The sequence below is a fragment of the Kitasatospora sp. NPDC054768 genome (assembly GCF_053612025.1).
Window position 1 is genome coordinate 1 of the sequence record NZ_JBSHBN010000180.1, and the last position, 18,508, is coordinate 18,508.

Genomic DNA, 18,508 nt, shown 5'->3' on the forward strand with positions numbered 1-18,508 from the left:
GGTCACGGGTGCCGCCCCTCGGCGGTCGTCGCTTCGCGCGCTAGATGATCAGGCTGAGCGGCAGGATCAGGGCGATGGCGACCACCGAGATCACCGTCTCCATCACCGACCAGGACTTCAGCGTCTGCCCGACGCTCATCCCGAAGTACTCCTTCACCAGCCAGAAGCCGGCGTCGTTGACGTGCGAGAAGAACAGCGAGCCGGCGCCGATCGCGAGCACCAGCAGGGCCGCGTGGGTCGAGGACATGTTCGCGGCCAGCGGGGAGACGATGCCGGCGGCGGTGATCGTGGCGACCGTCGCCGAGCCGGTGGCCAGCCGGATCAGCACGGCGATCAGCCAGCCGAGCAGCAGCGCCGAGATGTGCCACTTGCCGGACCACTCGCTGACCGCGTTGCCGACGCCCACGTCGATCAGGGTCTGCTTGAAGCCGCCGCCCGCGCCGACGATGAACACGATGCCGGCGATGGGGCCGAGCGACTTGCCGACGGTGTCGGAGATCCGGGCCTTGTCGAAGCCGGCCGCCCTGCCGAGGGTCACCATGCCGAGCAGGGTCGCGGCGAGCAGGGCGATCAGCGGGGAGCCTATGAAGTCGAACACCCGCTGGACCAGCGCCTTCGGGTCGTCGATCACGACGTCGGCCAGGGCCTTGCCGAGCATCAGCACGACGGGCAGCAGGATGGTGGCCAGCACCGCGGCGAAGGACGGGGTGCGGTCGTGCTTGGCCGTCTCCTCGGGGGCGGTGGCCGCCGGGATCTCCAGCGGGCCGACCCAGCGCTCGGCCAGCCGCGCGAACAGCGGGCCCGCGATGATCAGGGTCGGGACGGCGATCAGCAGGCCGAGCGCCAGGGTGATGCCGAGGTCGGCCTTGAGCGCGTCGACCGCGACCAGCGGGCCCGGGTGCGGGGGCACCAGGCCGTGCAGCACCGACAGGCCGGCCAGCGCCGGGATGCCGATCCGCATCAGCGGTACGTTGCCGCGGCGGGCGACCAGCAGCACGATCGGGATCAGCAGGACGACCCCGACCTCGAAGAACAGCGGCAGGCCGAGCACGGCCGCGATCAGCGCCATCGCCCAGGGCAGCGCCTTGTTGCCGGTCCGGGAGAGGACGGTGTCCGCGATGATGTTGGCGCCGCCGGAGTCGGCGAGCAGCTTGCCGAGCATCGCGCCGAGGCCGATCAGCAGGCCGACGCTGGCGACGGTGGATCCGAAGCCCGTGGAGAAGCTGCTCAGCAGCTTGTCGAAGGGGGCACCCGCGACGGCGGCCAGCAGACCGGAGCCGAGCGTGAGGGCGAGGAACGGGTGCAGCTTCAGCTTGGTGATCAGTACGACGATCGCACCGATACTGAGCAGCACCGCGATCAGCAGCTGGGAGTCGCTGCTGGTGTGCGGCAGGGCCGGTGGGGCGGCCGCCAGCAGAGTGGGGGCAATGCTCACGCGAGGTCTCCATTGACGGGCCGCAGCAGCGCCACGGCCATCTCGACGAGTTCTTCGGGGGACGGGCCGACGTCCAGGACGCCGCCGCGCTCGTCCGCCGCCAGCGGTTCCAGGGCGGCGTACTGCGAGTCGAGCAGCGAGGACGGCATGAAGTGGCCGGTGCGGTGGCTGAGCCGGTCCTCGACCAGCTCGTGGCCACCGCTGAGGTGCAGGAAGAAGGCGCCCGGGCAGGCCGCGCGCAGGGTGTCGCGATAGCGGTGCTTCAGCGCCGAGCAGGTGACCACACCGCCGGTACCGGCCTCGGTCCGCTCCTTGAGCCAGGCGCCGACGGCGCGCAGCCAGGGGGCGCGGTCCTGGTCGTCCAGCGGGATGCCGGCGGACATCTTGGCGATGTTGGCCGCGGGGTGGAACTCGTCCGCCTCGGCGAAGGGGAGGGCGAGACGGTCCGCCAGCAGGCGGGCCAGGGTGGTCTTGCCGACGCCCGAGACGCCCATCACCACGACGGTGAGGGGGGCCTGCGGGAGGTCGTGGTTCTCGACGCTGAGAGCCATGGGGTGGTGCTCCTTCGTTGCCTGGCCGCCACTATCGCCTCAAAGATATGACGTATTCAAGTGACGGAAACCAAATCGTCATACTTTTGCGATGTGGCCTGGGTCGCAGGGCGAGGTGAAGGCCCACGGAGCGGGCGTCTAGGCTGGGCGGATGGAGATCCAGGGGCTGCCCGGGCGGCTGCTTGCCGAGCTCGGGCCGGCGATCGCGTCGGGGGAGATCCCCGAGGGGGCGGTACTGCGCGGAGAGGAACTGGAGGGCCGGTTCGGGGTGTCCCGGACGGTCGTCCGGGAGGCGGTGCGCGTCCTGGAGGGGATGCGGATGGTGGCGTCCCGGCGACGGGTCGGGATCACCGTGCAGCCGAAGTCGCTCTGGGACGTCTTCGACCCGATGGTGATCCGCTGGCGCCTGGCCGGCGCGGACCGCCCGGCCCAGCTGCGCTCGCTCGGCTCGCTGCGCGTGGCCGTCGAACCGGCCGCGGCCGCGCTCGCCGCCACCCACGCGAGCGACGACGACCGGCGCGAACTCAGCTCACTGGCCGTGGACCTGACGGTCACCGCACGGGCCGCCGACCTGAACGCCTTCCTCAGGCACGACATCGCCTTCCACTCCCTGGTGCTGCGTGCCTCCGGCAACGAGATGTTCGCCCACCTCGGGGACAGCGTCGCGGCGGTGCTCACCGGCCGGACCGAGTACCATCTGATGCCCCATCAGCCGGAGCCGTACGCGATCCGCCTGCACCGCGAGGTCGCGGAGGCGATCTGCGCCGAGGACGCCGTCCACGCCGAGCGGGCGATGCGGACGATCGTGACCGGCGCACTGGAGGAGCTCAACGTCCAGCTGGACTGAACCGGGCCGCCGGACGGCACCGGGCCTGCCGGGACGGCCCGGTTGACACGATTTGAAGGCAGTTCGGCGGTTTCGGACGCATAGTCCTGGTTCGGCGGGGCAGAGTGAGGCGAGGGGCGCGTTTCGTGTGCACCCGTTCCGTATGCTTCACAGAACACGCGCCACGCGCCTGGGGGTCGCTCGATGTCCGTGCCACGCCGCCGTCGCCGCCGCCTGCCCGACGAGGTGCGCGCCGCCGCAGTCCGGGCGGTGCTCTGCCTGTCCTTCACCCTGGTGGGCGTCGTGGTGGCCACCCTGGCCTCGTACGCGGGCAGTTGGCTGCTGACACCGGCGCTGCTGGCCATGGGGCTCGGGGTGTTCGGCACCATGTGGTGCCTGCTGGAGATCCTGATCTCCCGCCAGGTCGCGGCCCAGCGGATGCGGACGCCGGGCACCACGCACCCGACGGCGGGCGACCGGGGGCCCTCCGAGCCGCCGGCCGCGCGGCCGTTCCCCCGGCCCGGCCCGTCCTCGGTCTACCGGCAGCCGTACGAATCGCCCCAGCCGCAGTCACCGCAGCAGCAGCCACCGCAGCCGTACGGGCCCGGGCACCAGCCGCAGCGAGCGCCGCATCAGCAGCCGTACCAACCACCGCGCCAGGCGCCGCAACAGCCGCCGCGCCAGGCCCGGGTGCAGCCCAACCACCCGTAGCGCCGGGCCGATCGGTCAGTCCCGCACCGGCAGCGCCCGGTAGTGGGTGGTGAGCCGGCGGTCCCCGTCCAGGACGTGGAAGGCCACCATCGGCGGGTGGTCGAAGGAGATGCCGCGCCCGCCCTCGAACGGCAGCGTGACGGTGGAGGCTACGCCGGGCGCGATCAGCAGCGGCAGACCGGCGAACGTGGTGGCCGCGGAGGTGTGCGCGTGGCCGCAGAACAGGGCGGCCACCCGGGGGTGCCGGCTCAGCACCGTCGCCAGCCGCGCCTCGCCGAACTGGCGGATCGGGTCGACGTACGGCAGGTGCAGCTCCACCGGCGGGTGATGGAAGGCCACCAGCGCGGGCAACTCGCCGCGGCCGGACGCCAGTTCGGCGTCCAGCCAGTCCAGCGTCCGCTCGTCCAGCAGGCCGTCGTCCTGCCCGGGTATCGAGGAGTCGAGCATCAGCACGTCGGCGCCCGGCAGTTGGTGCAGGCGATTGATCGGCCCCTCCCCCGGTGCCTCGCCGAGCAGCACCTCCCGGTACGGCGCCCTGGAGTCGTGGTTGCCGGGGCAGATGAGCACCGGGTGCCGGGAGACCAGCACCTCGGCGACCTCCCGGTACTCCTCGGGCAGGCCGTGGTCGGCGAGGTCGCCGGTGACCAGCACCGCGTCCAGCGGGCCGGGCAGGGCGTCGAGGTACGCCATCACCTGCTCGGCCCGCCGCCGGGCGCGCTTGCCGCCGTCCCGGCGGTGGACCTGGCCGAGGTGGATGTCACTGAGGTGCGCGATCGTCAGCATGGAGATCACGCTAGTCAGTTCACGGTCGAACCGGAACCTCTCCCGGCCGAACGGGCCCGCTCACGCCTGCGCCGGAACCTCCGCGGGGCGCTTGAACATCCGGGTGGCGGTGATCTCGCCGTGGATGGTCGGGCCGTCCGGGTCCGGCGCGGCCGGCAGGCCCGGGCGCAGGTGCTCCTCGACCGAGATGTACTTGAGGCCCGCGCGCAGGTCGGCGTCGTTGCGCAGGCGGATCACCAGCGGGAACTCGGCGAGCGCCGTGGTGTCGAACAGGCCGGTGGTGTAGATCAGCTGGACGCCGAGCGCGTCGGCCACGGCCCGCTGGAGCTCCAGCAGGTAGGTCGCGTTCGCGCGGCCGATCGGGTTGTCCAGGAACAGCGTGCCGGCGTGCCGCAGCTGGGACTGGCCGCGGTCGTTGGCGCGCAGCGCCGCCATCGTGCAGTACAGCGCGATGGCCGCGGTGAGCAGCTGGCCGCCGGAGAAGACGTCGGACATCTGGCCGACACCGACCCGCTCGGCCCGCAGCACCGCGTCGGGCTTGAGGATCTCGACGCTGACGCCCTTGGGGCCGATCGCGGCGGCGACCCCGCGCAGCAGCAGGGACATGCCGTCGCGGCGCAGGTCGCTGTTCTTCTTCACGGCGGCGCGGGTGGCCTCGTCGATGACCTCGCCCAGGCGCTCGACCAGGGTGGCGTGGTCCGGGTCCTCGAAGCGGATCCGGAGGAACTCCTGGCCGGACCACTCCCCCAGGCCCTCGGGCAGCCGGGACAGCCGCTGGGCGGCGCGCAGCGTGGTGAGCGAGGACTCGACCAGGCCGCGCAGCCGGTCCACGATCGAGCCGCGGTTCTTCTCCAGCTGGGCCAGCTCGTCGGTGAGCACCCGCAGCCGGGGCGCGAAGGCCGCGGCCCAGGCGGCGGCGTGCTCGGGCAGCGCGGAGGCGGGCAGTTCCCGGATCTGCTGGCGGGCGGGGGTGCGGACGGCCTCGTAGCGGGCCGCGTTGGCGTGCCGGACCAGGGCGTCGGCGGCGTCGCGGACGGCGAGTTCGGAGGAGGACAGCTCGCCGGCGGCGGTGCGCAGCGAGCGGCGGGCCTCGGTGGCGCCGGTGCGGGCGTCGGCCAGCGAGCCCAGGTACGGCTCGACCGGGTCCTCCGGGTCCTCCTGGTGGTCGCGCAGGCCGTCGCGCAGCTGGCCGGCCAACTCGTCGAAGTCGGCGGCCGAGGCCTGGGCGCTGTCGAAGGTGCGCTGGAGGTCGGCGTGGGCGGTGCGGGCGGCGTCCAGGGCCTCGCGGCGCTCGGCGAGTCGGCTGGTGGCGGTGCGCAGCAGGACCTGGGCGTGCTCCGGATCGGTGGGGACGAGGTCCTCGGGCAGCTCGGTGTGCGCCTCGCCGTCGGCGGGGGCGGAGCGCTCGGCCTCGCCGCGCAGCCGGCCGAGCTGCTCGCTGGCGGCGGCGGAGCGGGCCTCGATGGTGGCGACCAGCTCCTCGGCGCGGGCGGCGGCGGCCTGGCGGGCCGGGCCGTCGGCGCCGTCGGGGCTGCCGAGGAGCTCCTCGGCGCGGGTGCGCACCTTGTTGGTGAGGCGGTCGAGTTCGGTCGCGGCGGCGGCCTCGTCGCCCTCGGCGCGGGCCTGTTCGGCGCGCAGGTCGGCGCCGACGCCGACCTTCTCGTACAGCTGGGAGGCGGCGCGGTAGGCCTCGCGCAGTGCGGGCAGCGCGGCGGGGGCGGTCTCGACGGGCTCGTCGGACTGCTCGGCGGCGGGGATCTCGGCGCGCTCGGCGCGCAGCGCGCGGGCCGTGCGGCGGGCGTCGTCGGCGGCGCGCTGGGCGGCGCGGCGGTCCTCGTCGCAGGTGCGGGCGCGCTCGGCGCACAGCACCTGGCGGCGGTCGCACTCGGCGGCGTCCTCGGCGAGTTCGCGCTGGCGGCGGGACCAGTTGCCGCGCTCGCGCAGCCGGAAGGCGAGGCCGGAGAGGGCGTCGGCACGGCGGCGGGCGCGCTGGGCGGCCTCGCGGTGCTCCTCGTGGACGGAGGCGGCCGCGGCGTGGTCGGTCTCGGCCTCGTCGTGGTCGGCGCGCAGGGTGGCCAGGGCGGCGGCGGCCTGCTCGGCGTGCTCGCGGGCGGCCTCGGCGGCGGCGGCGAATTCGGCGAGGGTGCCGGGCGGGCAGCTGGCGTGCCAGGAGGCGAGGCGGGCGGCGAGGGCGCGGTCGGCGCCGAGGCGGCCGGCCAGTTCGCGGATGTGCTCCTCGCGGGCGCTCGCCCGGGCGCGCAGTTCGCGGCGCTCGCCGTCGGCGGCGGACTCGTCGTGCATGGCCGGGTTCGGCGGGACGAGGAAGAAGGCGGGCTCGTCGGTGATCGGGGCGATCAGCGAGGCGGCGGCGCCGACGGCGACGGTGGAGCGCGGCAGCAGGGCGGCGGCCTGCAGGGCCTCGCGGGCGCGTTCCAGCGAGGACGGGTCGGTGACGACCACGCCGTCGACCAGTTCGGGGCGGGCGGCGAGGATCGCGTCGTGGTCGGCCGGGTCCACGGACTGGGCGAGGTAGCGCCAGCCGGGAAGGGCCGGGATGCCGTGCTCGGCGAGGTACTCGACGGTGGCGAGCACGTCCGGGCCGGGCGGCAGCAGACCGCCGTCGCCGAGGGCGGCGAGGATGCGGGAGTCGTCGGCGGCGGCCGTGCGGAGGTCGAACAGGGTGCGTTCGGCGGTGGCGATGGACTCGTCGAGGAGTTCGCGCAGGTACTCGGCGTTGCGGTCGAGCACGGCGGGGGTGAGGAAGCCGGCGTCCTCCTCGGCGCCCTCCTGGTAGGGCGTGAGGGAGAGCAGGTCGGCGAGGCGCTCCTCGGTGGCGAGCAGGGCGGCGGTGCGCTGCTCCGCGGCGAGGGAGCGGGCGGCGTCCTTGCGGGCGTCGCCGGCCCGCTCGGCGGCGAGTTCGGCGCGCGAGGTGGCGGCGGCGGACTCGCGCAGCCGGGCGGCGGCGGACTCGGCGGCGGTACGCGCCTGGGCGAGCGCGGCGGCGGCGGCCTTCTCGACGTCGGCGGCGTGCAGCGCGGCGCGGGCCGGGTCCACGTCGCCGTCGGCGTCGATGAAGCCGGCCGAGACGGCGGCCTCGGTCTCCTGCTCGACCTCGGCGAGGCGCTGGCGCAGGTGCTCGGCCTCGCTGCGGGCCTTCTGGGCGGCGGTGGCGGCCTCGGTGGCGTCGGACTGCGCCTTGCCGCCGTCCTCCTGGAGTTCGCCCGCGCGCTCCTCCTCGGTGTCGGCGCGGGACTCGGCGGCCGCGGCGGCGGCCTCCAGGGCGCGGGCCAGGGCGGTCGCGGCGCGGGCGCGGGCGGCGAGCGCGGGGGCGGCGTCCAGCTCGGCCTCGCGGATGGCGGCGGCGACCCGGGTGACCCGGTCGGCAGCGGCGCGCTGGCGCAGCACCGCCTCGGCGGCCTGCCAGGCGGAGTGCAGGGTGCGGGCGTCGATGAGTTCGCGGCGCAGCGCGGCGGCCTCGGCGGTGGCCGCGGTGAGGCCCAACGTGGCGTGCCGGTGGGTGAGTTCGTCGGTGATCAGGCTGTGCCGGGTGCGGTCGGCCTCGGCGGCGGTGACGGCGCTCGCGGCGGCGGCGACCTCGATGGCGAGGTCCTGGGCGCGGTCGCGTTCGGCGGTGGCGCGGGAGGCGAGGGCGTGGGCGAGGCGGCGGGTTCGGCGTTCGGCGGTGCGGTGGGCCTCGCGGACGGTCTCGCGGGCGGTGGTGGTCTCGGCGATGCGCTCCAGCAGGTCCAGCGAGCCGGCGGTGAAGTCGCGTTCGGCGGTGAGTTCGGCGCGGCGGCCGAGCTTGGCGGCGAAGCCGTGCACGAGGTCGGCGAGGCCGTCGGTGTCCCGGGTGTCGGTGACGGCGCGCAGCAGGAGGTCGGTGAAGTCGCTGTCGTGCTTGACCGCGAAGAGGCCGGCCGCCTCGCCCTCGTCGGCGTTCATCTCGCGCTGGTAGCGGAAGAGTTCGGGGTCGAGGCCGAGTTCGCCGAGGTGCTCGGTCCAGCGGTCGTGGCCGTCCTCGAAGACCAGGTCGAGGTGGGGGTGGGCCTTGCCCGCCTCGGTGAGGGCGTCGCGGAAGCCCTTCATGGTGCGGCGGCGGCCGCGGGCCTTCTGGTCGCCGGCCAGGCTGACCCGTTCGGCGACCGGCAGCGAGTCGAGGGTCAGGCCGGCGCCGGGGCGGAAGGAGTACCAGGTCTCGGCGAACTTGCGCGGGTCGGAGGAGACCTGGCGGCCGCGCCACTCGCTGACCTTGCCGACCACGATCAGCTCGCCCGTGACGGTGTGCTGCCACTCCAGGGCGACGTGGCCGCAGTCGTCGGCGAGCAGGAACTTGCGCAGCACGCCGGAGCTGGCGCCGCCGAGGGTGTTGCGGTGGCCGGGGAGCATGACCGAGAAGATCAGCTTGAGCAGGACCGACTTGCCGCCGCCGTTCTCCAGGAAGAGCACGCCGGCGGGGGCGGGGCGGCGGACCGGGCCGTCGGTGTCCTCGCCGAACAGGCCGATCTGCTGCGGGGCCGGGTCGGCGACCGGCTCGCCGACGCCGCGCAGGTCGAGCACCGTGTCGGCGTAGCGGGCGCCGGCCGGTCCGATCGAGTAGAGGCGGACCCGGTTGAGCTCGTACATGTGCGGCGGTTCTCCGTGGCTTGCGTGGCGTGAGGGGTGGGCGGCGGGCCGGTTCGGGGCGGGTGGGCCGGGGCCGGGGTTCAGAGCGAGTGGAACGGCAGGCCAGCGTCGGCGACCAGTTCGTCGCCGGTGTCCGGCGGCAGCAGGCTGGCGGTGCCGTCGGAGACCGGGACGATGCCGAGGTCGAGCAGTTCGGCCATGGCCGCGCTGCCCGCCAGGTCGCGCACCTGGAGCTGGTAGCGGGCGGTGGTGCGGTAGGTGCCGCCGGAGTCGTCGGAGACCTTCTGGAGGAAGCCGGAGTCGACCAGGAACAGCACGGCCTTGGCGACGATGCCGATGGTGGAGCCGGAGAGCCGGCGGGCGTCCTTGGTGGCGCCGGTGGCGGTGCGCCGGGCCCAGACCCGCCAGGCCGCCTCCAGGCCGGGGGCGTCGGAGGCCGGGTCGGTGTTGGCGCCCTCGGCGTCGGCCTGCTCCTCCAGGCGGCGGCAGGCCTGGCGCACGAAGGAGTCGACGCCGTTGACGGTGATCCGGCCGAGGTAGCCGTCGTCGGCGAGGTCCTCGGGGCGGGGGAAGGCCATCGCGGCGACGGCCAGGTGGGCCAGGCCGTGCAGGAAGCGGTCGGTGGACTCGGAGGCGGCGCGGCGCGAGTAGTCGCCCATCCGGACGGCGAACAGCGAGTCCTCGGCGGCGGCCACGGCCATGCCGGCCCGCGGGGAGACCTCCAGGACGACCAGGCCCATGCCGGTGGCGACGGCGTCGGCGAGCCGGGCGAACGGCGGGTCCTCGCGGTGGCGGCGCACCAGCTCGGCGTACTCGGCGTCCCGGGCGGGCAGCAGCTTGGCCTGGAGGCCGAAGGAGACCAGCCGGGCGGCGTCCGCGACGTCGGCCGGGGTGATCGGCGCGGGGGCCGCGGGTTCGCTCTCGGTCGCCCAGGACGTGTCGTGGTGGGTCGTCACGGGCGGTGCTCCTCGGGGGTGGCGCGGTGGTTACGGTTCGTCAAGGTTGATCCCGGCAAGGTGTGCCTCCCGGCCGGTCAGCCGGCGTCCTTGCGGTCGGCGGCCATGCCGACCGCGTCGAGCAGGGCGCTGCCGACGATCAGGTCGGCGCCGCCGAACTCCGGGTCGTGCAGCGGGGTGCCGTCGTCCACGGCGAACAGCAGCCGCTCCTCGCCCTGGCGGTAGGCGGTGCCGACCGGCGGGCTGGCGGCGTGCACGGCGAGCAGGGCCAGCAGGTACGGCAGGTCCGGGTCCTGCTTGCGGGCGTCGGCGAGCAGGCCGGAGAGCCGGCGGGGGGCGTCCGGGGGCAGGTCGAGCAGGACCATCGCGGACTCCAGCTGGGCCTCGGAGAACCGGCTGTCGTCCGGGGTGGCGACCAGGTCGGGGTCGGGCAGCTCGGCGCCGAGGTGCTCGCGTTCGACCGGCGGGGTGAGCAGCAGGTCGACCAGATCGGAGACCCGGACCGAGACCGGGGTGCGCAGACCGGCGCCACGGGCGAAGAAGGCGCCGGTGGGGCGGACGGCCTGCTCCACCGGCAGCCGCAGCACGGGGGCGAGCAGCTGCCCGTAGAGGTCGATGCCGCTGCGGGCGCCGGGGGTGGCGAACGCCTGCCGGTCCTGCTCGGCGCGGAACAGCGGGCCGGCCTCCAGCAGGCGGGTCTGGAGCTGGGTGTGGCGGCGGATGCAGTCCTTGACGATGTCGACCAGCTCGGCGGCGCGGCGCTTGTGCTCCGGGTCCTCGGCCTCGTCGCGGGCCTTGCGGATGTTGGTGAGAATCGCGTTCTCGTGCCGGTAGCGGTCCGCGATGTGGTCCAGCGCCTCCGCGATGAGGTCGGGGACGGCGCGCATCCAGTCGACGGCGCGGACGTTGCGGCGGGTGGCGTCCAGGGCGCGGCGCAGCGTCTCGGCGTACTGGACGGTGCGGTAGCGGGCCTGCTCGGCGGCGAGCTGGGCGTCGGCCAGGCGGCCGCGGCGGATCAGCACCTCCAGCTTGACCTCGGCGGCGATCTGGGCCGAGGTGACGTCGGTGTCGAGCGCGCCGACCAGGACGTTGACCGCCTCGTCGGTGGTGCGCAGGTAGACGCCGCCGTCCGGGCCGGGGACCTCCTCGATCAGCTTGAAGTCGTAGTCCCGGCGGACGTACTCGCCGTCCGCGCCGAAGGTGCCGTAGACGGCGCGGAAGCCGCGGTCCACGCTGCCGACGTTGATCAGCGACTCCAGCACCCAGCGGGCGACCCGCTCGTGCTCGGCGGCGGGGCGGCCGGTGGCCTGGACGGCGACCCGGGGCAGCAGGCGGGCGAGCACTATGTCGCGGTCGGCCCCGGTGTCGAAGTCCATGTTCAGGGTGACCAGGTCGATCGCGGCGAGCCCGACCTCGGCCATCGCGTAGCCGCCGTACTCGCCGGCCAGGTTGACCTTGCGGTTGTCCAGGTCGTGCAGCGGGGCGGTGCAGGCCAGCGCCTTGAGCCGGCGGGCCAGGCCCTCGTCGGCGGCGGGGCCGGGCGCGGGGCGCGCGGCGGCCGGGCCGGCGGGCGGGCGGAGGCCGGGCTCGGTGAGCGGGTCTGCGATGACGGTCACGGAGGACAAGATTAGAGGTTCGCACCGACATCGACCGAAACGGACCTTGCGGGCGGGCGGAGCGGCAGGTGGACGACGGTACGGGTGACGGATTCAGAACGTGATTTCGACGAGATCCCGCCATTCCCGAACCGGCATTCGAGAAAAGCGTGAGGAGGGCGCGCTTGTTCGGTGATGATCGACCTATGATCACCCGACTGGCCAAAGCGGGCCTCGCCGCCGCGCTGTCCGTGACCACCCTCGCCACCGGCGCAGCCCTCGTCACCGGTGCCACCGCCGCCGCGGCCGCCCCGGCCGCCCTGGCCGCGACGACGTCGACCTCCGCCCAGCACGTGACCGTGTCGCAGAGCGGGAACTACCCCGGCGGGTTCTTCACCACCGGGAACATGTCGGCGGGCTGGACCTCGTCCGGCACCGCGGACCTGACCGGCCCGACGCACTTCACCGTCGACCTGCCGCCCGGCGTCACCACCGACGGCGCGATGTTCTACTCCACGCCGTACGACTACACCTTCAGCTCGACCCTCTCCCCCGACGGCCGCCACCTGGAGGCCGTGCTGAACGGCACCCGGGTGGTCGGGAAGTACGAGTTCATGAAGCTCAGCCTGCGCACCACGCCCGGCGTGCCGATCGCCGGCGTGATCACGGTGACGGCCGCCAACCCCAACGACACCGACCCGACCGGCCACATCTCCCGCTACGACCTCGGCACCCGGAGCCTCCTGCCGGCGACCGTCCAGGCCGCCCCGGCCGTCACCGGCCTCGGCACCACCACCGGCCCCGGCGCGGGCGGCACCGCGGTGACCGTCGGCGGCACCGACCTGGCCAACGGCATGGTGCTGGTCGGCGGCGTCCCGGCGCCCGGCAGCTGCACCGACACCTCCTGCACGGTGACCACCCCGGGCGGCTCGGGCAGCGCCCCGGTCACCGTGGTGACGCCCGGCGGCACCGCCGCGGCCCCGGCCGCCTTCGACTACACCGGCGCCCCGCCGCCGGCCCCGGCCGCCCCGGCGGTCAGCAGCCTGTCCCCCGCGTCCGGTCCGACCGCCGGCGGGGCCAGGGTGAACGTGATCGGCAGCAACCTGGCGTACGGGACGGTGGCCTTCGGCGGAGTGCCGGCCACGCACGTCTCCTGCGGCCCGTCCTTCTGCACGGCCACGGCCCCGGCGGGCGCCCAGCCCGGGGCGGTGGGCGTCACCGTCACCACGGCGGGCGGGACCAGCGCTCCCGTGACGTACACCTACACGGCGTAACGGCCGCGGGCGGCGTTCCGCCCGCCACCGGTGCCCGGGCTCCACGGAGCCCGGGCACCGCTGCGTTCCGGGGCGGCCCCGGCCGCCCCTGCCCCACCCCATCCACCATGCGAGTTGAACACGTTCAAAAAATAGGTCTAGAGTCGGTTCCGCGCAGGTCGGACGAGGCTCCGCCTGCACTTCGGCATGCTCGGCATGGAGGTGGGCGAAATGGACGGCGACTCCGCGGTCATCCTTCGCAAGGTCCGACGGTGGCTCTGGCTCTTCCTGGTCTGCCTGGTGCTCAGCGGTCTGACCGCGTTCCCCCTGGAGACCGAGACCCGCTGGCTGGTCGACTTCGCCTCCGGGCCGGCCGCCCCGCTGAGCGACCGCCTCCCCGCAGCGGCGGCCTGGCTCGAACGGGTCCACACCGGCCTCGCCGAGACCAACGGGCGCTACCCCTTCCTGGCCTACGGCACCGACTGGCTGGCCTTCGCCCACCTGGTGATCGCCGCCGCCTTCTGGGGGCCGCTCAAGGATCCGGTCCGCAACATCTGGGTGATCCGCTGGGCCGTGCTCGCCTGCGGGGCCGTCATCCCGCTGGCACTGATCTGCGGGCCGCTGCGCGGGATTCCACTGGCCTGGCGATTCGTCGACATGTCGTTCGGGGTCCTCGGCGTCGTGCCGCTGCTGATCGTGCTGCGGGCGCTGCGTCCACTGGAGCGCGCCTTCCGCGCACCGGTGACCACCGGCTGAGTCCGGGCGGTCCGCGCCCGCTCGCGCCCCGGCGCGACCCCGTGAGGCGCCGCCCCGGGGCGTGCGACCCCGGGCACACGCCGCGGCACCCGCGGGGCTCCGGGTCACGGGCAACGGCCTTCATCCGCAGGCCCTACCATCTGGCTCAACAGCTGCTGGGAGGCGGACGGGCGTGGCCGATGCGGTGATCGATCTCAATGCGGACCTCGGCGAGGGGTTCGGACGCTGGACCCTGACCGACGACGAGGCCCTGCTGTCCGTGGTGACCAGCGCCAACGTCGCCTGCGGGTTCCACGCCGGGGACCCGTCGACGATGCGCCGGGTCTGCGCCCTGGCGGCCGAGCGCGGCGTCCGGATCGGCGCCCAGGTCTCCTACCGCGACCTGGCCGGCTTCGGCCGCCGCGCGATGGACGTGCCCCCGGAGGAGCTCGCCGACGAGATCGCGTACCAGATCGGCGCCCTCCAGGTGTTCGCCCGCGCGGCCGGTTCCAAGGTCTCCTACGTCAAACCGCACGGCGCCCTCTACAACCGGGTGGTCGGCGACTCCGAGCAGGCCGAGGCCGTGGTGGCCGGCGTGCTGCGGGCGGGCGCGGTCTGCGACGGCCCGCTGCCCGTGCTCGGCCTGCCGGGCTCGCTGCTGCTCGAGGTGGCCGAGGGCGTCGGGCTCCCGGTGGTCGCCGAGGCCTTCGCCGACCGCGCGTACACCCGCACCGGCACCCTCGTCCCGCGCCGCGAGCCGGACGCGGTGGTGCACGACCCCGAGTCGGTGATCACCCGCGCCGTCGCCATCGCCCGGGACGGCACGGTGGAGGCCGCCGGTGGCGAGCGGATCGCCGTCGAGGCCCGCTCACTGTGCGTCCACGGCGACACCCCCGGCGCCGCCCAGCTCGCCTGGCGGGTCCGCGGCGCCCTGGCCTCCGCCGGGGTCCGGGTGGAGGCGTTCACGTGACAGCCCCTCGCGTACCCGGCCTCGACGCGACGGCGGGGACGATGCGCCGGGTCGGCGAGCGGGCACTCCTGGTCGAGCTGCCCGGGACGGCCGAGGTGGCGGCGCTGTACGGCTGGCTGAGCGAGCGCCGGGAGGCCGGGGCGCTCGGCGCGGTGGAAGAGCTGGTACCGGCCGCGCGCACCCTGCTGCTGGACGGCGTCGCGGACGTCGGCGCGGTGGCGGCGCTGCTGCGCACCGCCCGTCCGGCGACGGCCGGGGCGGCGCGCGGGCCACTGCTGGAGGTCCCGACCGTGTACGACGGCGCCGACCTGGCCGAGGTCGCCGCACTGTGGGGGGTGTCCGAGGAGGCCGCCGTCCGGATCCACACCGGATCCGAGTACGTCGTCGCGTTCTGCGGCTTCGCCCCCGGCTTCGGCTACCTCACCGGCCTCCCGGCGCGCTACGAGGTGCCGCGCCGAGCCACCCCGCGCAGCTCCGTCCCGGCCGGCTCGGTCGCCCTGGCCGGCCCGTACACCGGCGTCTACCCGCACCCCTCCCCCGGCGGCTGGCAGCTGATCGGCCGGACGGCGCTCACCCTCTGGGACACCGACCGCGAGCCCCCGGCCCTGCTGGCGCCGGGCACCCGGGTCCGCTTCACGGCGGAACGGGCCTGAGGGGAGCCGGAGTTGAACGAACTGGTGGTGGAGCGGCCGGGGCCGCTGACCACGGTCCAGGACCTCGGGCGGCGCGGGGTCGCCCACCTCGGGGTGCCGAGGGCCGGGGCACTGGACGAGCCGGCGCTGCGGGCGGCCAACCGGCTGGTGGGCAACGAGCCCGGGGCCGCCGGGCTGGAGACCACGCTCGGCGGGGTCGCGCTGCGGGCCGTCGGAACGGCGCTGGTCGCCGTCACCGGTGCGCCCTCGCCCGTCCGGGTGGACGGCCGGCCGGCCGCCTGGGGCGCGCCGGTGGTGGTGCCGGCCGGGGCGCTGGTCGAGGTGGGGGCGGCGACGGCCGGGGTGCGCGGCTACCTGGCGGTGGCGGGCGGGATCGCCGTCCCGCCGGTGCTCGGCAGCCGCTCGGCGGACCTGCTCTCCGGGCTCGGGCCGGCCCCGCTGGCCGCCGGGGACCGGCTGCCGGTGGGCGCCCCGCCGCCGTACCGGGCCAGGCCCGAACTGGTGCCGCTGCCCGGTCCCCCGGCCGAGCTGGTGCTGCGGCTGCGGCTCGGACCGCGCGCGGACTGGTTCGACCCGGAGGCGGTGGCCCGTCTCGGCCGCGACCGGTACCTGGTCTCCCCGACCGGCAACCGGGTCGGGCTGCGCACCGAGGGCCCGCCGGTCGCCCGCGCCAGGGACGGCGAACTGCCCAGCGAGGGCATGGTGTTGGGCGCCGTTCAGATTCCGCCGGACGGGCAGCCGGTGGTGTTCCTGGCCGACCACCCGACCACCGGCGGCTACCCGGTGATCGGCGTCGTGCCGGCCGGCGACCTCGCGGCCGCCGCACAGGCCAGGCCGGGGACACCGGTGCGCTTCGCGCCCCTGCGCGAGCACTGAGCGGAAGCACCGAGCGGGAGCGCGTGCGGGAGCGCCGAGCAGCAGTACCTCGCAGGCGCGGAAAGCCACGCGGGCTCCCAGGTCAGCGCCCCAACAGCACCTCGGCGACGGCACGTTGGGCCGGGTCCAGCTCCGCCCCGCCCTCCTCGGCCACCCAGACCGCGTTCTGCAGCACCCGGGCGAGCGTCCAGGCCGCCGCCACCTCGCGGTCCAGCTCCAGCACCTCCGTCAACAGGTCGAAGCGCCGCCGCAGCGCCCGGGTTGCATCCCCGGTGGCCACCACGTCCTCCCAGCGGTTGCGCAGCGCCGGGAGCAGCTCGAAGCCGGGGTGGCCGGCCAGCGGCTTGGGGTCGATGGCCAGCCAGGGCTCCCGGCCGCTGCCCGGGAGCGGGGCCAGCACATTGCCGTAGTGCAGGTCCCAGTGCAGCAGCCGGTCGCCGGGGTCGGCGCGGACCTCGCACAGGGCGGCCGCGCAGTCGGCGAGCAGGCGCCGCTCCACCGGGTCGGCGAGGGCCGCGACGGCCGCCGGGGCCCGGTCGAGCAGGTCGCTCGCCGCACCCGCCAGGGTCCGCAGTCCGGACGGCGCCTGACTCTTCGTCAATTCCCTGAGCAGCTCGGCGATCACGCGCAGCGCCGCGAGGTCGTCGGGCAGGTCGAGCAATGAGCGCCCGGGGTCCAGCCGCTCCAGCAGCAGGGAGCCGGTGGCCGGTTCGTGGTCGAGCAGCCGCACGGCGCCGCGGCCGTCCCAGGCCCGCAGGGCGAGCGGTTCGCCCACCGTCTCCTCGTCCACGGGCTGGAGCTTGAGCACGGCCGGCATCCCGTCGGCGCGCAGCACCGGGAGCACCAGCCCGACCACGCCGTGCGCGACCGGCCCGTCCGGGCTCAGCTCCCAGCGGTCGAGCAACTCGCCGGCCAGGGTGGGCAGTCGGGCCACCCAGGCGCGCCCCTCGGCGCCGAGGAAGCCCTCCAGGGACGCGGCCAGCGCGGGCGGGACCTGGACGGACATCGGGCGGGCTCCTCTCGGACGGTCCGCCCCAGCCTACGACGGGCGGCGGCCGGCGCCTCCCCCGTTCACCCCTGCCCGAGCGCCCGCGCCGCGGCGTCCGCGAAGCCGTCCGGGTTGTCGAGCATGATGTTGTGCCCGCAGTCCGGCACCGCGACCACCCGTACGCCCGCCGCGCGGAGGGTCCCGGCACCCGCCGGCTCGCCGTCCGCCGCCGGGTGGAGGAAGGTGCGCGGGAGGTCGAGGCCGAGCAGCAGCTCGCGCATGGTCGGTTCGGTCGCCCGGGCGAGGTAGCGGGCGCTGCGGTGCAGCGCCTCCGGGCCGGCCAGCCGCATGGTGGACCACCAGAACGGCCCGACCCGCTCGGCGACTTCGTCCCGGCCGCCGGCCAGGAACTCCTCCTCTGCGTAGGCCGCGATGCCGCTGCTGCCGGGGTGGCGCCGGTCGGGGTCGACCCGGTCCAGGTTGGCGTCCACCAGGAGCAGCCGTTCGACCAGGTGCGGGTGCCGCTGGGCGAGGACGATCGCGACCGCCCCGCCCATGCTGTGGCCGATCACCTCGACCCGGGCCGTCCCGGCGGCCGCGACGGCCGCCGCGACCGCGTCCGCGTGCTCCTCCAGGGTGTAGCCGAAGTCCGTCGGCCGGTCGCTGAGGCCGAAGCCGAGCAGGTCCAGCAGCAGCGAGCGCCGCCCGGCGAGCAGCGGGTGGGTGGCGGCGGCCGCGAAGTAGGCCGGCGAGGTGGCGCCGAGCCCGTGCAGGTAGAGCCGGGCCGGCTCGGCGCCGGGCAGCTCGACCCAGCGGATCCGGTCGCCGTTCGGGGTGACGGGGGCCTCGCGCATGCTCACTCGCTCCTTCTCCTGGGTGTGCCGGCTCCCGGCTCCGGGGACTCCGGCGGACGACCAGGACCATACATCGAAGTCGAGGTATAGCGATAGTGAGATACCCATGCCCCGAGGGAAGGATCTGAGAGAGTGGCCCCATGCTGAAGCTCGCCATCCTCGGGTTCCTGTACGACCGCCCCCTGCACGGCTACGAGCTGCGCCGCCACCTCGCCGCGCTCACCGGCCACGTCCGCCCGATCAGCGACGGCACGCTCTACCCCGCGATCAAACGCCTGGAGACCGACGGCCTGCTGGTCCGCGAGACCGAGCCGGGCAGCGCCGCCGCGCCCCGGCACACCCTGCACCTCACCGAGGCCGGCCGCACCGCGCTGCTCGACCGGCTGCGCGAGCCCGAGCCGCTCGACGTCAGCGACGAGAACCGCTGGTTCACCCTGCTCGCCTTCCTGCGGCACCTCGCCGACCCCGCCGACCAGGCGGCCGTACTGCGCCGCCGACTGGCCTTCCTCGCCGAACCGGCCAGCTTCTTCTACGAGGGCGACCGCCCGGTGGGCGCCGAGGAGTTCGCCGACCCGTTCCGGCGCGGCCTGCTGCTGGTCGCCCGCGCCACCACCGAGGCCGAACTCGCCTGGCTGCACGCGACCCTGGCCGACCTGGAGGGCCGCCCGCGCTAGACCGGGGCCCGCACACGCCGCGGCC

General features: G+C 75.3%; 16 protein-coding genes. 8 read left to right on the forward strand and 8 right to left on the reverse strand.

Annotated features, from left to right (window positions below; translation table 11 throughout):
• Positions 1 to 40 precede the first annotated feature (40 nt).
• A complete protein-coding gene (locus ACWGKU_RS35160) occupies positions 41 to 1,429 on the reverse strand; it encodes a GntT/GntP/DsdX family permease (protein WP_380552211.1) in 1,389 nt (462 codons plus the stop codon).
• A gap of 2 nt (positions 1,430 to 1,431) precedes the next feature.
• Positions 1,432 to 1,986 carry a gluconokinase gene (locus ACWGKU_RS35165; RefSeq protein ID WP_359911122.1) on the reverse strand — a complete coding sequence of 185 codons (555 nt, stop codon included), beginning with the start codon at positions 1,984 to 1,986 and terminating at the stop codon, positions 1,432 to 1,434.
• Positions 1,987 to 2,137: 151 nt separating this feature from the next.
• Here ACWGKU_RS35165 and ACWGKU_RS35170 point away from each other — a divergent pair, with 151 nt between their 5' ends.
• Together ACWGKU_RS35170 and ACWGKU_RS35175 are read left to right on the forward strand one after the other, a co-directional pair.
• Positions 2,138 to 2,833 (forward strand): FadR/GntR family transcriptional regulator, encoded by a 696-nt coding sequence (locus tag ACWGKU_RS35170; RefSeq protein WP_359911119.1) that lies wholly within the window; start codon positions 2,138 to 2,140, stop codon positions 2,831 to 2,833.
• A gap of 183 nt (positions 2,834 to 3,016) precedes the next feature.
• On the forward strand, positions 3,017 to 3,523 hold the full coding sequence (locus ACWGKU_RS35175; RefSeq protein ID WP_452180519.1) for a hypothetical protein: 507 nt from the start codon (positions 3,017 to 3,019) through the stop codon (positions 3,521 to 3,523).
• A 15-nt stretch (positions 3,524 to 3,538) separates the two neighbouring features.
• Here ACWGKU_RS35175 and ACWGKU_RS35180 read toward each other — a convergent pair whose 3' ends face one another.
• The 4 genes from ACWGKU_RS35180 to ACWGKU_RS35195 all read right to left on the reverse strand — a co-directional run bounded on the left by ACWGKU_RS35180 (position 3,539) and on the right by ACWGKU_RS35195 (position 11,492).
• Positions 3,539 to 4,306 carry a metallophosphoesterase gene (locus tag ACWGKU_RS35180; RefSeq protein WP_452180518.1) on the reverse strand — a complete coding sequence of 256 codons (768 nt, stop codon included), beginning with the start codon at positions 4,304 to 4,306 and terminating at the stop codon, positions 3,539 to 3,541.
• Positions 4,307 to 4,366: 60 nt separating this feature from the next.
• Positions 4,367 to 8,929, reverse strand: a complete 4,563-nt coding sequence (locus tag ACWGKU_RS35185; RefSeq protein ID WP_401044005.1) for a hypothetical protein — start codon at positions 8,927 to 8,929, stop codon at positions 4,367 to 4,369.
• Between the two features lie 80 nt (positions 8,930 to 9,009).
• Positions 9,010 to 9,885 (reverse strand): hypothetical protein, encoded by an 876-nt coding sequence (locus tag ACWGKU_RS35190; RefSeq protein ID WP_359911107.1) that lies wholly within the window; start codon positions 9,883 to 9,885, stop codon positions 9,010 to 9,012.
• A 77-nt stretch (positions 9,886 to 9,962) separates the two neighbouring features.
• Positions 9,963 to 11,492: a hypothetical protein gene (locus tag ACWGKU_RS35195; protein WP_401044015.1), complete on the reverse strand. Its 1,530-nt coding sequence runs from the start codon at positions 11,490 to 11,492 to the stop codon at positions 9,963 to 9,965.
• A 194-nt stretch (positions 11,493 to 11,686) separates the two neighbouring features.
• Between ACWGKU_RS35195 and ACWGKU_RS35200 the strand changes: the two genes are divergently transcribed.
• From ACWGKU_RS35200 to ACWGKU_RS35220, 5 genes are all read left to right on the forward strand, one after another.
• Positions 11,687 to 12,754 carry an IPT/TIG domain-containing protein gene (locus ACWGKU_RS35200; protein WP_452180517.1) on the forward strand — a complete coding sequence of 356 codons (1,068 nt, stop codon included), beginning with the start codon at positions 11,687 to 11,689 and terminating at the stop codon, positions 12,752 to 12,754.
• A gap of 210 nt (positions 12,755 to 12,964) precedes the next feature.
• Positions 12,965 to 13,489 carry a hypothetical protein gene (locus ACWGKU_RS35205; RefSeq protein ID WP_452180516.1) on the forward strand — a complete coding sequence of 175 codons (525 nt, stop codon included), beginning with the start codon at positions 12,965 to 12,967 and terminating at the stop codon, positions 13,487 to 13,489.
• A gap of 172 nt (positions 13,490 to 13,661) precedes the next feature.
• Positions 13,662 to 14,438: a LamB/YcsF family protein gene (locus tag ACWGKU_RS35210; protein WP_401055377.1), complete on the forward strand. Its 777-nt coding sequence runs from the start codon at positions 13,662 to 13,664 to the stop codon at positions 14,436 to 14,438.
• Between the two features lie 41 nt (positions 14,439 to 14,479).
• The gene (gene pxpB / locus ACWGKU_RS35215) at positions 14,480 to 15,091 is read left to right on the forward strand and encodes a 5-oxoprolinase subunit PxpB (RefSeq protein WP_452180520.1); all 612 of its coding nucleotides are present in this window, start codon (positions 14,480 to 14,482) and stop codon (positions 15,089 to 15,091) included.
• Positions 15,092 to 15,103: 12 nt separating this feature from the next.
• A complete protein-coding gene (locus tag ACWGKU_RS35220; protein WP_452180515.1) occupies positions 15,104 to 15,967 on the forward strand; it encodes a 5-oxoprolinase subunit C family protein in 864 nt (287 codons plus the stop codon).
• Positions 15,968 to 16,049: 82 nt separating this feature from the next.
• On the opposite strand, the gene ACWGKU_RS35225 is transcribed toward ACWGKU_RS35220, so the two are convergent.
• Both ACWGKU_RS35225 and ACWGKU_RS35230 read right to left on the reverse strand, forming a co-directional pair.
• Entirely contained in the window at positions 16,050 to 16,973 is a 924-nt protein-coding gene (locus ACWGKU_RS35225) for an aminoglycoside phosphotransferase family protein (RefSeq protein ID WP_401054843.1), read from the reverse strand.
• Between the two features lie 65 nt (positions 16,974 to 17,038).
• Positions 17,039 to 17,809 (reverse strand): alpha/beta fold hydrolase, encoded by a 771-nt coding sequence (locus ACWGKU_RS35230; protein WP_401054845.1) that lies wholly within the window; start codon positions 17,807 to 17,809, stop codon positions 17,039 to 17,041.
• A 140-nt stretch (positions 17,810 to 17,949) separates the two neighbouring features.
• Here ACWGKU_RS35230 and ACWGKU_RS35235 point away from each other — a divergent pair, with 140 nt between their 5' ends.
• Positions 17,950 to 18,483 (forward strand): PadR family transcriptional regulator, encoded by a 534-nt coding sequence (locus tag ACWGKU_RS35235; protein WP_401054846.1) that lies wholly within the window; start codon positions 17,950 to 17,952, stop codon positions 18,481 to 18,483.
• Positions 18,484 to 18,508 lie beyond the last annotated feature (25 nt).